We start from the raw sequence: 13,808 nt of genomic DNA on the forward strand, positions 1-13,808 counted from the left end.
GGGATTCACATGAAAGTGTTTTTAATCGGAGCGAACGGACAAATCGGACAAAGACTTGTTTCTTTATTCAAAGAGAATGCTGATCATTCCGTCAGAGCGATGGTCAGAAAAGAAGAACAGAAAGCATCTTTGGAAGCGGCCGGCGCGGAAGCTGTGCTAGCAAATCTAGAAGGAAGCCCGGAAGAAATCGCAGCCGCGGCAAAAGGCTGTGATGCGATTATTTTTACGGCGGGTTCCGGGGGCAGCACAGGCTATGATAAAACGCTGCTGGTGGATCTTGACGGAGCGGCAAAAGCTATAGAGGCTGCGGAAATCGCGGGAATCAAACGTTTTATTATGGTCAGCGCCCTGCAGGCCCACCGCCGTGAAAATTGGAATGAGGCACTTAAACCTTATTACGTGGCCAAGCATTATGCTGATAAAATTTTGGAATCCAGCGGCTTAGCCTATACGATTATACGTCCGGGAGGCCTTCGCAATGAACCGGGAACAGGAACGGTTTCCGCAGCCGTAGATCTAGAGCGGGGTGATATATCACGTGATGACGTTGCGGCAGCAGTCATTGCCTCTTTAGATGAAACCAACACGGAAAATCGGGCTTTTGATCTCACTGAAGGAGATACACCGATTGCCGAAGCTTTGAAGAATCTATAACAGTACTGACACTCGGGGCTTTTTGCTCTTGAGTGTTTTTTTGTGTTTCTCTATAATGAAGAGGAAAGCTTATCTTCAATAATGAATGACTACTCATTCACTTTAAGGGGTGGGAGAATGAATCTGGTTTCGAAATTAGAAGAGACAGCATCTGAGAAGCCGGACAGCATCGCATGCAGGTTTAGGGATCAAGTGATTACTTACAAGGAACTGAATGACAATATTCAGCGTTTTGCGGATGGCCTTCAGGAAGCGGGCATGGAAAAAGGGGACCATCTTGCTTTGCTGCTTGGCAATTCGCCTGATTTTGTCATCGCATTTTTCGGCGCATTAAAGGCCGGTATTGTGGTGGTGCCGATCAATCCGACTTACACGCCGACAGAAATCGGCTATATGCTGACAAACGGTGATGTCAAAGCAATCGTAGGAGTAGATCAGCTTTTGCCGATTTATGAAAGCATGCATGAATCTTTGCCAAAGGTCGAACTCGTCATTTTATGCCGGACGGGAGAAAATGAGCAGGAAGCTTCAGATCCCGAGGTCAGAATGAAAATAACAACGTTTACAAAATTGTTGCAACCGACACACGGTGCTGCACGCCATCCAGAGCTTGTACCTGATGATACAGCGGTTATTTTATATACATCAGGAACAACGGGAAAACCGAAAGGCGCGATGCTGACCCACCAGAATTTGTTCAGCAATGCAAACGATGTCGCCGGGTATTTGGGAATGGATGAGAGAGACAATGTAGTCTGCGCTCTTCCGATGTTTCATGTTTTTTGCTTAACTGTCTGCATGAACGCTCCGCTGATGAGCGGCGCATGCGTGCTGATTGAACCGCAGTTCAGCCCTGCATCTGTCTTTAAACTTGTAAAGCAGCAGCAGGCAACCATTTTTGCCGGCGTGCCTACGATGTATAATTATTTATTCCAGTATGAAGAAGGCAAGGCAGATGATTTTTCTTCTATTCGCTTGTGCATCTCGGGTGGTGCGGCCATGCCGGTCGCGCTGCTTACGGCATTTGAAGAGAAATTCGGCGTCACCATTTTGGAGGGCTACGGGCTTTCGGAAGCATCGCCTGTCACATGCTTTAACCCGTTTGACAGAGGGAGAAAACCAGGCTCCATCGGGACAAGTATTTTGCATGTCGAAAACAAGGTCGTCGATCCGCTCGGCCGAGAGGTCCCTGATCACCAGGTGGGCGAATTGATCGTAAAAGGGCCCAATGTGATGAAGGGCTATTATAATATGCCGATGGAAACGAAGCACGCCTTAAAGGACGGGTGGCTCTATACGGGAGACCTGGCAAGGCGGGATGAGGATGGTTATTTTTACATTGTAGACCGGAAAAAAGACATGATTATTGTAGGCGGGTACAATGTGTATCCGCGTGAAGTGGAAGAGGTGCTGTACAGCCACCCGGACGTAAAGGAGGCTGTTGTCATCGGCGTGCCTGATGCTGAAAGCGGCGAAGCGGTAAAGGGGTATGTCGTACCGAAACGGTCTGGTGTCACAGAAGCAGAAATGATGGCGCATTGCGAAAAGCATCTGGCAAAATACAAACGGCCTGCCGCGATCATCTTTCTTGATGACATTCCGAAAAATGCAACAGGCAAAATGCTCAGACGGGCGCTGAAAGATATGTTGCCTCATTAATGTGAGAAAAGCGAAGCAGCGGGCTTCGCTTTTTCATTTTTAATCCTTTGCTTCTTTTTTAATGATGTTTTGCAGCGCTTTGGTATCGTTTCGCGTTAATTTGTAATACGTGCCGTCTTTCAAAAAAACGGCCTGCTGGCTGTCGTCAATCCATAATCTGAATGAGTCAAATCTGTCTTTATGAAATTTTACCGTGCCTTCATAATCAGGAGCTGATGTTTTCTCAGTTTTCAGCTGTTTTCCCTGATTCATAATGTCCAGCATATCTTTGACGTGCTGTCTTTTTTCGATTTCAATCTTTTCCCGCCCGTCTGAAGACAGGGTGATCAATTCCGCATCAACTGATTGATACACATCGCCTGACCGGCTGTAAAGGTAGAAAAATGCAATAAACACAAGACCGATAACCACGATAGCTGCTACTAATTTTTTCATCTGCATCACTCCAAACATTTGCTAGTTTCTCCAGCAGGGGGTGATTCCATGCGGAAAAGTCCGAAATCACAGCTTGGTTCTAAGAAATTGGATTTATGATTACAATAGAAGTAATGGGTCTAGATGTGAGGAGTGAGGCGTTATGCGCAAGTGGATTGCGGGTGCAGGGCTTGCATATGTGCTGTATGGGATTTTTTTCTATTGGTATTTCTTTATGTCCGGCGATTCCGCTGTGCCGGAGGCCGTGAAAGGAACACAGGCTGACCCGGCTTCTTTCATGAAGCCGTCTCAATTGGCTGTCGCCGAACAGTATTCTGACGTGAAGAACTTTTTATTTTTTATCAGTATTCCTCTTGATTGGTTTCTGTTTTTTGTATTGTTGGTCAGCGGTGTTTCAAAGAAAATCAAGCAATGGATGGAAGCGGCCGTGCCCTTTCGTTTTTTGCAGATGATTGGTTTTGTGTTTGTGCTTTCGCTGATCACAACGTTAGTGACGCTGCCTTTAGATTGGATAGGCTATCAGATATCGCTTGATTACCATATTTCGACGCAGACAGCCTCTAGCTGGGCTAAGGATCAGGTCATAGACTTTTGGATCAGTTTTCCGATCTTTACGCTCTGCGTTCTCGTGTTTTATTGGCTGATCAAAAAGCATGAAAAAAAATGGTGGTTTTACGCCTGGCTGTTAACAGTGCCGTTTTCGCTGTTTCTGTTTTTTATTCAGCCGGTAATTATTGATCCTTTATACAACGATTTTTATCCATTGAAAAACAAAGAGCTGGAAAGCAAAATCTTAGCACTGGCAGATGAAGCCGATATCCCGGCTGATCATGTGTATGAAGTGAATATGTCAGAAAAAACAAACGCGCTTAATGCCTATGTGACAGGAATTGGGGCCAATAAGCGGATTGTTCTGTGGGATACAACGCTGAATAAACTCGACGATTCGGAAATTCTCTTTATTATGGGGCACGAAATGGGCCATTATGTCATGAAGCACGTGTATATCGGATTGGCCGGCTATTTAATCGTGTCGCTAGCGGGATTTTATATGGTTGATAAGCTTTACAAGCGGGGGGTACGCTTTGCACGAAATCTGTTTCATGTAGAGGGCCGGCATGATCTTGCGGCATTGCCGCTGTTATTGCTTATCGTGTCTGTTTTGAGTTTTGCCGTTACGCCTTTTTCTAATGCCGTTTCCCGTTATCAGGAGAATAAGGCAGACCAATATGGAATTGAGCTGACAGGGGACTGCGAAGCCGCAGTCAGAACGTTTCAGGATTTGGCTGTTACGGGGCTGAGCCAGGTTGATCCGCCTTTTCTCGTGAAACTTTTCAGAGGGAGCCACCCTTCGATCATGGAGCGGATTCAACATGCGGAAACCGATGAAAATACGTCAGAACACCCAGCCTCAGAACAGGGGGCCGATTAATAAAAAAGAAGCAGGTATGGAGTGGCCTGCTTCTTTTTTATCTTATTGTGCAGCTGCTTGTACGTTGATTAACCCTTTTCCATAGTAGAAAGAGCTTCCAAGGTATGTTGCAGTGCTTTCTAAACGATCACGGACTTGCGCGTTTGTCCAAGTCGGGTGCTTAGAAAGAATTAACGCTGCTGCTCCGGCAACGTGAGGAGTCGCCATTGACGTTCCGTTGTAAGCGCCGTAAGTACCTCCAGGCAGTGTGCTTTGGATGGATACACCAGGAGCCATCACATCAAGCTCAGAACCTGCGCTTGAGAATGAAGCTCTTTGGTTGCTGCTGTTTACTGCGCCTACCGCAATAGTAGAAGGATATTTTGCAGGGTAGCCGACTGTGCTTGTGCTGCCTGAACTTCCTTCGTTTCCGGCTGCGGCAACAACGACGATACCGCTTGCAACCGCTTTATCGACTACTGTTTTCAACGCTGTAGACCCAGTAGGTCCGCCAAGGCTCATGTTGATGACATCCATGTTGTTAGAAATCGCCCATTCAATGCCGTTAATAATCCAGCTGTATTGGCCGCTTCCTGTAGAATCAAGCACTTTTACTGCATATAACGATGCGCTAGGCGCTACGCCCAGAACACCAATTGTGTTATTAAGAGCGGCAACAGTACCGGCTACATGTGTGCCGTGAGAACTGCCGTCTTGGTATGGGTTTGTTTCAGAAGGTACGAAGCTTGCCCCGCCTCGAACGTTTAAGTCAGGATGAGAAGAGTCAATTCCGCTGTCGATGACAGCTACTTTTACATTAGAGCCTGTGTAGCCTTGAGAGTGAAGAGCCGGCGCTTTAATTTGAGAAATGCCGTAAGGAACAGATTGCGCATATTCATGTGCAACATGATCTTCTTCCACATAAGCAACACTCGGATCTTTTTTCAGTTCTTTTACAGCTTTTTCATCCAATGTTGCCGCGGCTGCATTTACATACTTAAATTGCTTTTGAACTTTCCCGCCTTTTTCAGAAATAACATCTTTTTTCTTGGCGGCGCTCATAGCCCCCATTGTCTGTTTAAATCCGACAATGTACTTCTTTTCTTCACTGTTTTTTCCGGCAGCCTGTGCAGACATGTTGCTGAATGCCATCGTGAAGATTAGCGTGAACGCAAACAACAAACTGATCCACAATTTTTTGCTTCTCACTCTTTACCCTCTCCTTTTACAATTTCAGAGCAGCCTATTGATAGACTATTCTGTGAATTTATTGTAATAGATTGGATAATATTTTAGTAGACCCATTTTTTTGAGATTGTTTTATTTCTATTTAGGTATATCATCTCTCGCTATTTTTATAGTGGCTCGAAATAACTGTATACATACAGAAAAGAACGAAAATAGACATGAGTAAATAATCATTATGTTGAAATTTCATGTTTTTTCAGGTTAAATCCTCCCGCGACCAGAAAGAACCCTGTCGAATAAATCAGTTCCAATGACCTGCATGTTTTTCTTTGAGATCAATGGATATTATCGTGATATTTTTTCCATGCATGCTGAAAAAAGTATTCTGAACAATGTGGTTTACAGAAAATTCTATTAAATATAAAATGAAATTCTTAACAACATATAGAGAGAAGGAAAAGGGATGAACATTCGACAAGCTGAAACAGCAGATGCGGCAGCCGTTGCGCCGCTGTTTAATCAGTACCGGGAATTTTATAAGCAGGCGTCTGATCTGGAAGGAGCAGAGGCTTTTTTGAAAGCACGCCTGGAAAATAAAGAGTCTGCTATTTTTATCGCGGAAGAAAATGGGGAATTCATAGGTTTTACACAGCTTTACCCAGCCTTTTCTTCCGTGGCTATGAAAAGAATCTACATATTAAATGATTTATTTGTCGCTCCTTCTGTACGAAAAAAGGGAGTTGGCCGGCGGCTGCTTTCCGCTGCAAAGGATTACGCCTCGGAAAACGGAGCGAAATGTGTAAAGCTGCAGACGGAACATCACAACCGGACGGCAAGAAGTTTATATGAGCAAAACAGCTATGAAGAGGAAACGGCATTTGTGCATTACAGTCTTAATGTGCCGGAGAAGTGAAAATAGAGGCCTCATGATTTGGTTTTTTGGCTGATGTTCGGTTACGATAAAGATGAAAAGGAGTGTGCCGAATGTCAACGTTATTTCAAGCATTGCTGGCAGAAAAAAATGCAGATGATGTTTCAGTCAATGTCAAAACCATATCAACAGAGGATTTGCCGAAAGACGGCGTACTGATTAAAACAGCATATTCTGGCATCAACTACAAAGACGGTTTGGCCGGAAAAGCAGGCGGGAATATTGTTAGAGAATATCCGCTTATTTTAGGCATTGATGCCGCAGGTACGGTTGTCTCTTCAAATGATCCGCGTTTTGCCGAAGGAGATGAAGTCATTGCGACAAGCTATGAGCTTGGTGTCTCACGCCATGGCGGATTAAGCGAATATGTTTCAGTGCCTGGCGACTGGCTGGTGCCTTTGCCAAAGAACCTTTCGCTGCAGGAAGCGATGGCGTACGGAACGGCGGGGTTTACAGCGGCGTTATCTGTCCATCGTCTTGAACAGAACGGACTCTCTCCTGAAAAAGGGAGCGTGCTTGTCACCGGAGCAACCGGCGGTGTCGGCGGAATTGCAATATCGATGCTCAGCAAACGCGGCTACAATGTGGTCGCAAGCACAGGAAACCGGGAGGCGGCTGACTATTTGAAGCAGCTCGGTGCTGATGAAGTGATCAGCAGGGAAGATGTCTATGATGGAAAACGTAAGGCGCTGTCCAAGCAGCAATGGCAAGGAGCCGTTGATCCTGTCGGCGGGAAGCAGCTTGCCTCGCTTTTAAGCAAAATTCAATACGGCGGATCTGTCGCAGTCAGCGGTTTAACGGGCGGGGGAGAGGTTCCTGCAACGGTGTATCCGTTTATTCTTCGCGGAGTCAGTCTGCTGGGAATCGATTCAGTGTACTGTCCGATGGATATCAGAGCCGCTGTTTGGGAGCGCATGTCTTCTGATCTCAAGCCTGATCAGCTGCTGACCATCGTAGACAAGGAAGTCTCTTTAACAGAAGCACCTGATGCGTTAAATGATATTTTGCAAAATCACATTCAAGGAAGGGTCCTTGTAAAACTGTAAAATAAGAAGTTTCGGCTTGCAGAAAAAAAGATGCTATTTCTGCAAGCTTTTTTGTTTGTCTAGAATATACAAGTTCATTCATAGCTTCTGTATCACATGAAAGCATATCCGTTTTCAAACATTCCTCCCAATCGTCACCCCATTCCAAATGAAACTTTCTATTCTGATTTTCAATAATAATAGTGATAATGATTATCATCCCGTGTTATACTATCTTTTAGACACCTCAATTGAGATACAGGAGAGACTGGAATATTATGAAAAAAACACTGATTATTCTTACAGTTTTACTTCTTTCTGTCTTGACGGCGGCTTGTTCTTCTTCAGCCGGCAATCAAAACAGTGAAGAAAATAAAGTAGCGGTAACACATGATTTAGGGAAAACGAACGTGCCTGAGCATCCGAAGCGGGTCGTTGTGCTTGAGCTTGGCTTCATCGACACTTTGCTTGATCTCGGCATTACGCCTATTGGAGTGGCGGATGACAATAAAGCGAAACAGCTGATCAACAAGGATGTACTGAAAAAAATTGACGGCTACACATCTGTCGGCACACGATCACAGCCAAGCATGGAAAAAATTTCTTCGCTAAAACCCGATTTAATTATTGCAGACACGACTCGTCATAAGAAAGTATATGATCAGCTGAAAAACATCGCGCCGACGATCGCGCTTAATAATTTAAATGCTGATTATCAGGATACAATTGACGTTTCGCTTACCATTGCAAAAGCAGTCGGTAAAGAGAAGGATATGGAGAAAAAGCTGACAGCGCATGAAGAAAAACTGAATGACACAAAGAGAAAGATCAGTGCGAACAGCCAATCTGTGCTTTTGATTGGAAATACAAATGACACGATTATGGCCAGAGATGAAAATTTCTTCACATCGAGACTTTTAACACAAGTCGGCTATCAATATGCGATCAGCACGTCCGATAACAAAAAAACCGGTAATGGCGGCGACTCTGTGAACATGAAAATGACACTTGAGCAGCTGCTGAAAACAGACCCGGATGTAATCATCCTGATGACAGGAAAAACAGACGATATTGACGCGGACGGCAAACGCCCGATCGAAAAAAATGTTCTGTGGAAGAAGCTGAAGGCAGTGAAAAACGGACATGTGTACCATGTTGACCGTCAGGTATGGTCTCTGCGCCGCAGTGTGGATGGAGCGAATGCCATTTTAGATGAACTTCAAAATGATATGGCAGCGGAGAATAAATAAAAAGACAGGCAAACGCCTGTCTTTTTTTATTGAATAAAACCGGATAAGTGGCTATTGATGTTATAATCTTTAATTTTCCATTTTTCTTCTGCAAATTCAATGTTGCTGAGGCAGGCATTGACAAGGCGCGTATTTTGAAGCTCGGGATCACCGCCGGAAATCTCTGTCAGCAGTGCGTGAATCGCTGCGCCGTGCGCGACAATCAGTACCTTTTGATTTGGATATGCGTGATTTACTTTTACCAATCCGCCCATCAGCCTGTCCGTGAGCTCTTCCAGCGTTTCCATGTTTGGATAGTTCTTGTCCGGATAGCGCTTTGTCCGTTCTTCAAGCGGCATCCCCTCCGCTTCCCCGTAATCACGCTCCTTAAAGTCATCCATCTCGACGATAGGAAGATTGAGGTATTCATTAATAATGTCCGCGGTTCTTCTGGCTCTTTTCAGCGGGCTGGAGACAATGATATCCCAAGAGAAATCTTTTAAGTATTCTCCGGTTTCCTTTGCTTGGCGTTCGCCTGTCTCGTTCAGCGGGATGTCTGTTTTCCCTTGGCATTTTTGCTGCAGGTTCCAATCGGTTTCTCCGTGTCTTACTAAGCAAACGGCTGTCATAAAATCCCCTTCCTGACTTTGATCTTATCGTTATTATACTAAATTAGAGGCATGCATCCTATGAAAAAGCCTATGCCAACACCTCAAATAATAAAGCCAAACCGATTCCGCCGCCGCTTCCGATGGCAGCGACAGCATATTGACAGCCTGTCCGTCTTTGCGCTTCATAAAACAATCTGGTGACCAGTGCCGCCCCGGAAGCGCCGTAAGGATGGCCGAGAGCTAATGCGCCGCCCCGCACATTGATTTTTGAATAGGGAATACCCAGTTCTTGTGAGCAGACGCATATTTTAACGGCAAAGGCTTCGTTGATTTCGTATAAACCGATATCGTCAGTCGTCAGTGCGTTAGCAGCTAGAAGCTTTCTGATCGCTTCAACCGGAGCGGCGGACGGATAGTTGGGATGAATGCCGCTAACGGCGCTTCCGATATAGCGCAGCACAGGTTTATAGCCGAGGGATGCAGCTTTTTTCTCTTCCATGACAAGGAGTGCAGCCGCCCCATCTGATATGCCGCTGCTGTTGGCGGCTGTAACCGTTCCGGAGCTGGTGTCAAACACCGGCTTTGCACGAGAAATGATTGCTTCCATCGGCCGTCTTTTCAAGAAAGCTTCGTCTGATTCCAACTCCCCGAGAGGAACAATCTCTTCACGGTACAGCCCTTCGGTATGAGCACTCCAGCTGCGGTGATAGCTGTGAAGCGCGTATTCGTCCTGTATGCTTCTTGGGATGGCATAGCGTGCTGCTGTATATTCGGCCGCCATACCCATATCGGGATCACCAACAGTGTCTGGTGAAAAGCGGGCTCTTTCTGAAAAAGGAGATCGGCTGCTGCTTTCTGAGCCGCCTGCGATATAAATGTTTCCGGCACCCGTTTTGATAAGATTGCATGCGGAACGCACTGCTTCAAGCCCTGAGCCGCATTGTCTGTCAATTGTCATGCCGGGAACAGATAAAGGAAGTCCGGCTTGAAGTGCTGACAGCCGGGCGAGGTTGCCGCCTCTGCCAGTGGCGTTTCCCAAAATCACTTCATCGATTTGATCCTCTAACTTTCGGCCGAGACAGCTGATGAGAGGAGCGGCCAAATCCTCCGGCAAAAACTGCTTCAGCAGTCCGTTTTCTTTTCCGAAAATCGTTCGTTTTGCATCTGCAATCACCGCGTTCAATCCACCATACCCCGCAGCCATTTTTTTACGCTGGAACGGGCAATTTTGCCGCTGTTAGTTTCCGGAATACAGTCTGTAAACACCCATTTTTTCGGGATTTTGTAGGATGCCAGTTTGTGCCTGCACCAGGCTTTCAGTTTTTTGATGTCTGTATTCCCGCAAATGACGGCCGCGGCGATTTCTCCCCAATACTCGTCCGGAATGCCCGCCACAGCTGCTTTTTCAACCTCTGGGCAGGAGAGAAGCACACGCTCAACTTCTTCAGGGAATATATTTAATCCGCCATATACGATCATTCCGTTTTCTCGTCCTGCAATGTACAGAAATCCCTCTTCATCAACATAGCCCATGTCATCTACTGTCATCCATTCCGATTGATCTGGTGTGCGGCTGTTTACATAGCCTGAGAACTTCATCGGGCTTTTGACGAATATTTTCCCGATTTCCCCTGGCTGACAGAGGTCCCCGGCGGCGCTGCGAATCTCTATGCGGACATTATGAAAAGGGCGGCCCGCTGAATGAGGTTTTCGTTTGCTGTCTTCCGGTGAGAGATACGCCACAAAACTAAGCTCAGATGTGCCGTAAAAATCGTACAGCTTCAAATGAGGCCATTTGGCTGCGAGCTTCTCCTTGGATGCTGCCGGCCAGTCCGCTCCCGATGAAATGATTGTAACGGAGCTGTCAGAAAAAGCGTGAATGTTGGCGAGGGCATCTGTCATTGTCGGTACGGTATAGAGTACGCTGATGGATTTCTGTGTGAACCACTCCTTCGTTTGAGCGGGAATGAATTTTTTAAGCAAACAAACGGTTCCCCCGAGATACAGAGTGCTGACAGCGCCGTATAAAAAGTGAGAAGACATTAACGTTCCCGGAATCAGAACTTTGTCATTTGAGGAGACCGAAAAATCTGTTTCTGTACAATGAAAGCTTTCAACCCAAGAGCGGTGAGAGCGCGTAAATGCTTTCGGCTTGCCTGTTGAGCCGGACGTAAAGCCCATATAAAAGGGAAGCTCAGGGTCAACGGCTGGAGCCGGATCAGCGGATGCCTCAGCGATATGCGCCATACAGTCTTCCAGCCAAACAACAGGTGTCAGACTATCTGTCAGTTTGTTTTTAAAAAGAGATGAAGCCACCACAAAATCTGCACCGCTTACTGCCAGCCGCTCACCGCATTCAGCCGCACTCCAGCGTGTATCAATGGGAACGGCCGTACACCCGGCCGCGGCAGCTCCGGCAAACAGCTGTAAAAATGCAAGGCTGTTTGGGAGCAGGATGGCTACACGTTTTGGAACGTTTGGCTGTGTCCGCAGCCAATTGGCGGTTTGGGTGACCAGCCGATTCCAATCCCGATATGTAATATGTTCAGATTCAGTCTGGATTGCAATCCGGCTTGAATTTTTATCGGCAAAGGATCTATATGTATGTGTAATGGTCACAGAATGTCAGCCTCCTTTTGTATACATCGTATCAGAAAGAGACAAGGCTTGGGTGATTTTAATGGCAAGCAGCGCAGATGCTGCCGCTTTTAATAAATCGCCGGGCACAAATGAAAGACTTATAAAACCCGCCTGTAACAGATCCATATGCATGATAAAAGCCTGTACAGGAATCCCAAGCAGGTAAATGAAGGCGATGCCGAATACAATATGAATGAAAAAGAGACGGAATACCGTTACCTTACGCAGTCTGTGAACGGTTAGGCTGATCAGCCATGAGGCGAACGGATAAGCCATCAGAAAACCCGCGCTCGGTCCGAAAAAAACGCCAAACCCGCCACGGCCGCCGGGCAATAACGGTGCTCCAAAGGCAACGAGCAGCAAAAAGACAAGCTGGCTTAAAAAAGCGGCTTTAGGTCTGAGGATGCTGCCGGCCAGCATGACACCGAGCGTCTGCAGTGTAATGGGTACAGGTGTAAAGGATAAGAAAAGAGGGGGAATAAAACCAAGCACTGCCATCAGTGCAGTAAAGATTGCAATGTGCATCATGTCTATTAATTTCATATGAAACCCTCCACTAACGAATAAAATATGGTTCTACAATAAATGCAGACAGCTTCTATGTCAACTTAATATTAATAGAGGTTTACATAAGAAACGTAAAAAAACCGGCCCTGCGTTCGGCCGGTTTTTGATGATTATTCTTCTGTAAGTATGACAAGCGAATCAACAGAAGCAGCCACATGAGAAACGGCGCGGCTGACTTCCTGGAGCCCTCCGAGAAAGGCTTGCAGATCGACGTCAATTTTTCCGGATTGTTCTTTGCTGACTTTCATGCTGTGAACGATCTCATCGAATAAACGGTTAATTTGCGTCATTTTTTCTTTGCTTTCGCTGACAAGCCCGTTCACGTCTTTAATATGCTTCGACACGATGTTGATTTGTGTATTTGTATTGTTCACAAGCTCGGACACTGTAGAAACGGTTTTTTTCGTATCTTCAGACAGCTTCCGCACTTCATTGGCCACAACAGCAAAGCCTTTGCCGTGTTCGCCTGCACGGGCTGATTCAATAGATGCGTTTAGCGACAGAAGATTCGTTTGTTCGGCAATGCCTGTGACGATGCCAAAGATTTTTTCAATTTGCTGTGCGATTTCATCCAGCTTGACCATTTCTTTTTCGATTTGGACGAGGCTCGTATCGATTCGATTCATCTGTTTTTGCTGGATTTCAAGCTCTTTTTTCCCGCCGATCGACTTTTCTTCAACGGTGCTGGATGTGACTGTGCCGGCTTTGGATGCTTCGGAAATGCCTTCAGATTTGTCAACAAGCTCTTGAACGGATCTGCTCGTTTCTGAAAACAGATTTGCGATCGACCCGGAGGTTTCTTGGATTTTCTGATGCAGAAGATTTTTCTTTTCCTCTTGTTCATCGCGAGTTTGGTTGTACTCAGCTTGAAACGCTTCAAGAACAAGCTGCTGTTCTAAGTTTAAGATTTTGGTTGTCGCTTTGATTGCTTTCAGCAGTTCATGGTGATCTGAAATTGATTTTTCATAAATATCAATCATTGATAGAAGCAATTCCTGAAACGCCCCCATGTACCATTTTGGCAGAAGGCCGATTCGTAAATGGATAGAAGCAATTTTATTTCGTTTTTCAATGAATTCATCATCAATGACACCGGCAAACATTTCCTGAATATGCCGTTTTAACGTTTGTTTTAAGCGGTCAACTGAGCTGTGGTCGTTAATGATATCCATTAATGAGCTTTCATGGTCGAGGTTTTTATAGAATGCGTCCACGATGTAAACAATGTTTTCTTGGATTAAGGGTTGAAGCTCCTGCAGCACGTGCAGCTCTGGGTCTCCCAGTCTGACCATTTTGAGCTGTTTTTTCACATCTGAGAACTTGTTTGTGAGCTGAATGCGATTTTTTTGCTGGGCGTTTGAATCTGAAAAATAAGCTGTTTCTTTTTTTCTATCTTTTTTAAATAACAATACAGTGATCCCCCTTGGGAAAAATATAATTTTATCTTTTGGTTTTTTA

The 13,808-nt window shown here is 45.6% G+C and carries 13 protein-coding genes; 6 read left to right on the forward strand and 7 right to left on the reverse strand.

All coding sequences use genetic code 11. The features are described from left to right. The first annotated feature begins 9 nt into the window (after nucleotides 1–9). Together NSU16_RS05555 and NSU16_RS05560 are read left to right on the forward strand one after the other, a co-directional pair. Complete coding sequence (locus NSU16_RS05555) at nucleotides 10–654, forward strand: SDR family oxidoreductase (protein ID WP_326226835.1); 645 nt, start codon at nucleotides 10–12, stop codon at nucleotides 652–654. A gap of 117 nt (nucleotides 655–771) precedes the next feature. Further along, the gene (locus NSU16_RS05560) at nucleotides 772–2,313 is read left to right on the forward strand and encodes a fatty acid--CoA ligase family protein (protein ID WP_339192267.1); all 1,542 of its coding nucleotides are present in this window, start codon (nucleotides 772–774) and stop codon (nucleotides 2,311–2,313) included. A gap of 39 nt (nucleotides 2,314–2,352) precedes the next feature. Here the strand turns inward: NSU16_RS05560 and NSU16_RS05565 are convergent, their stop codons facing one another. Next, nucleotides 2,353–2,748: a hypothetical protein gene (locus tag NSU16_RS05565; protein ID WP_010333623.1), complete on the reverse strand. Its 396-nt coding sequence runs from the start codon at nucleotides 2,746–2,748 to the stop codon at nucleotides 2,353–2,355. Between the two features lie 142 nt (nucleotides 2,749–2,890). Here NSU16_RS05565 and NSU16_RS05570 point away from each other — a divergent pair, with 142 nt between their 5' ends. Then, nucleotides 2,891–4,180: a M48 family metallopeptidase gene (locus NSU16_RS05570; RefSeq protein WP_339192268.1), complete on the forward strand. Its 1,290-nt coding sequence runs from the start codon at nucleotides 2,891–2,893 to the stop codon at nucleotides 4,178–4,180. A gap of 42 nt (nucleotides 4,181–4,222) precedes the next feature. On the opposite strand, the gene aprE is transcribed toward NSU16_RS05570, so the two are convergent. Then, nucleotides 4,223–5,368, reverse strand: a complete 1,146-nt coding sequence (gene aprE, locus NSU16_RS05575) for a subtilisin AprE (protein WP_339192269.1) — start codon at nucleotides 5,366–5,368, stop codon at nucleotides 4,223–4,225. Nucleotides 5,369–5,810: 442 nt separating this feature from the next. Between aprE and NSU16_RS05580 the strand changes: the two genes are divergently transcribed. The 3 genes from NSU16_RS05580 (at nucleotide 5,811) to NSU16_RS05590 (ending at nucleotide 8,553) form a co-directional block, all read left to right on the forward strand. Further along, entirely contained in the window at nucleotides 5,811–6,260 is a 450-nt protein-coding gene (locus tag NSU16_RS05580; RefSeq protein ID WP_339192270.1) for a GNAT family N-acetyltransferase, read from the forward strand. A 71-nt stretch (nucleotides 6,261–6,331) separates the two neighbouring features. Continuing rightward, on the forward strand, nucleotides 6,332–7,324 hold the full coding sequence (locus tag NSU16_RS05585; RefSeq protein ID WP_339192271.1) for an acryloyl-CoA reductase: 993 nt from the start codon (nucleotides 6,332–6,334) through the stop codon (nucleotides 7,322–7,324). 257 nt (nucleotides 7,325–7,581) lie between these two features. Beyond that, nucleotides 7,582–8,553, forward strand: coding sequence for an ABC transporter substrate-binding protein (locus NSU16_RS05590; protein ID WP_268504820.1), 972 nt, complete (start codon nucleotides 7,582–7,584; stop codon nucleotides 8,551–8,553). Between the two features lie 26 nt (nucleotides 8,554–8,579). On the opposite strand, the gene NSU16_RS05595 is transcribed toward NSU16_RS05590, so the two are convergent. The 5 genes from NSU16_RS05595 to hemAT form a co-directional block, all read right to left on the reverse strand. Further along, nucleotides 8,580–9,161, reverse strand: a complete 582-nt coding sequence (locus NSU16_RS05595; protein WP_339192272.1) for a histidine phosphatase family protein — start codon at nucleotides 9,159–9,161, stop codon at nucleotides 8,580–8,582. Between the two features lie 70 nt (nucleotides 9,162–9,231). Continuing rightward, nucleotides 9,232–10,326, reverse strand: coding sequence for an acetyl-CoA C-acyltransferase (locus NSU16_RS05600; RefSeq protein ID WP_339192653.1), 1,095 nt, complete (start codon nucleotides 10,324–10,326; stop codon nucleotides 9,232–9,234). Further along, a complete protein-coding gene (locus tag NSU16_RS05605; RefSeq protein ID WP_339192273.1) occupies nucleotides 10,323–11,762 on the reverse strand; it encodes an acyl-CoA synthetase in 1,440 nt (479 codons plus the stop codon). The genes NSU16_RS05600 and NSU16_RS05605 overlap by 4 nt, the downstream gene beginning before the upstream one ends. A 6-nt stretch (nucleotides 11,763–11,768) precedes the next feature. Next, the gene (locus NSU16_RS05610) at nucleotides 11,769–12,326 is read right to left on the reverse strand and encodes a biotin transporter BioY (RefSeq protein ID WP_010333633.1); all 558 of its coding nucleotides are present in this window, start codon (nucleotides 12,324–12,326) and stop codon (nucleotides 11,769–11,771) included. A 134-nt stretch (nucleotides 12,327–12,460) separates the two neighbouring features. After that, nucleotides 12,461–13,759, reverse strand: a complete 1,299-nt coding sequence (gene hemAT / locus NSU16_RS05615) for a heme-based aerotactic transducer HemAT (RefSeq protein ID WP_268447668.1) — start codon at nucleotides 13,757–13,759, stop codon at nucleotides 12,461–12,463. Nucleotides 13,760–13,808: the final 49 nt, after the last annotated feature.

This window comes from Bacillus sp. FSL K6-1003, assembly GCF_037964945.1.
Lineage (GTDB): Bacteria > Bacillota > Bacilli > Bacillales > Bacillaceae > Bacillus > Bacillus mojavensis.